The organism is Falseniella ignava CCUG 37419, assembly GCF_000301055.1.
Lineage (GTDB): Bacteria > Bacillota > Bacilli > Lactobacillales > Aerococcaceae > Falseniella > Falseniella ignava.
In genome coordinates this window covers 843-1201 of the sequence record NZ_JH932305.1, presented here as the reverse complement: position 1 = coordinate 1201, position 359 = coordinate 843, and the positions used below count along the sequence as shown (strand labels likewise).

Sequence of the window (359 nt, the reverse complement as noted above, 5' to 3'; positions counted from 1 at the left end):
GCCAGACTAATAAACTGCTTGTTTTGGTTTAGTGGATCAGGAGCCAGACCAATAAACTACTCCGATTGGTTTGGCGAACACCGAGCCAGACTAATCACCCACTCAAATTGGTTAGGTGTAACCCAAGCCAGACCAATAATCCGCTTGGATTGGTTTGGTGAACACCCAGCCAGACCAATTAACCACTACTTTGGTTTGGTGGACTATAATCTAGACCAATAATCCGCTTGTTTTGATTTGGCGAACACCGAACCAGACTAATCACCCACTCAAATTGGTTAGGTGGAACCCAAGCCAGACCAATAAACTACTCCGATTGGTTTGGTGAACACCGAGCCAGACTAATCGCCCACTCAAAT

Annotated in this window: 1 protein-coding gene; it reads left to right on the top strand. The window is 45.7% G+C overall.

What is annotated here, in order from left to right; translation table 11 throughout:
- Window positions 1–222, top strand: a 222-nt coding sequence (locus HMPREF9707_RS09260) for a hypothetical protein (RefSeq protein WP_232217684.1), incomplete at its 5' end; no start/stop codon positions are given.
- Window positions 223–359: the final 137 nt, after the last annotated feature.